The organism is Acinetobacter sp. UBA3025 (assembly GCF_002367915.1).
Lineage (GTDB): Bacteria > Pseudomonadota > Gammaproteobacteria > Pseudomonadales > Moraxellaceae > Acinetobacter.
In genome coordinates this window covers 13,706-14,969 of sequence record NZ_DFDO01000321.1, presented here as the reverse complement: position 1 = coordinate 14,969, position 1,264 = coordinate 13,706, and the positions used below count along the sequence as shown (strand labels likewise).

The 1,264-nt window shown below is 43.2% G+C and carries 1 protein-coding gene; it reads left to right on the top strand.

The features are described 5' to 3' along the window. Positions 1 to 1,264 (top strand): LPS-assembly protein LptD (locus B4J23_RS13575; RefSeq protein ID WP_291361352.1); only part of this gene is annotated, 1,264 nt, incomplete at both ends.

The following is a 1,264-nucleotide window of genomic DNA, read 5'->3' as shown; positions in this document are numbered from 1 at the left end:
ACTATGGCCACTATAATCCGAATGGCGATTCCTACTTAGAAGGCAATGTGGTCATTGATCAGGAAGGTCGCCAGATTCGTGCGGAACGCGTGACGATTGATCAGACTCAAACTTATGCTAAGGCAGAAGGTCAAGTCCAATTGGCTCAAGGTGGCTTGATTTCGCAAAGCGATGATATCAATTACAACCTGAAAACCCAGCAAGGTGACTTAAACAACAGTTTCTTCATTGCCGAAGAACAGCATGCGCATGGTCGTGCTGAAAAGATTGCCAAAACCTCTGACGATACGCTTGAACTGGAAAATGCCACCTATTCCACCTGTCCACCTGAACAGAAACCGACCTGGAAAATTCAGGCAGATCAAATCAAGCTGAATCAGGAAACCGGTCGCGGTGAAACCCGTAATACCAAGCTCTATGTGAAAGATGTTCCGGTACTCGCTGTTCCTTATTTTAACTTCCCAATCGATGATCGCCGTACCACTGGGATTCTGACGCCAACTTTCGGATTTACCAATGATGGCGGCCTGGAATTAGGTGTGCCGGTTTATCTCAATTTGGCACCACAATATGATGCGACCATTACGCCACGTTATATTAGTGACCGTGGTGCGATGCTGGATGGCGAGTTTCGTTATCTAACAGAAAACTATGGTGAAGGCCGGATTTGGGGTGGCTACCTGCCATCTGATGAAAGTTATAGCAATAAAGACCGTAAAGACCTGCACTTCCTGCATAACTGGCAAATCAACGATCAGTTCTTAACAAATCTTGAATATAATTACGCATCAGACAAGGACTTTTTTGCCGATCTGGATAATAACCCAGATTCAAAAACAGACCTGAACTTGCGCCGTGCTTGGGAAGTTAATTATAAAAATGGTATCCCCGGCTTAAAAGCTCAATTTAAAGTTGAAGATTTCCAGACGCTTGATCCTGCCGTTCTGGATGAAGACCGCCCTTATGCGCGTTTGCCGCAGCTTTTGGTGAATTATAAGACCGGTAACCCACTGGGTTTACAATACGAATTTAATAACGATACAGCTTATTTCCAGAAAGACATCAGAAATATCGAAAATATTGATACCGGTGATGAAGCCATCTATCAACCAAGTGGTACACGCATCTATAATGATTTCTCGGTACGCTATAATCACTTTACCCCTTGGTCATTCTTCATTCCTCAGGCAACATTACGCAATATCAATACTTTCTATGATCAAGATACTATTGATCGTATTAATAATAATCAAACCAGCTCATC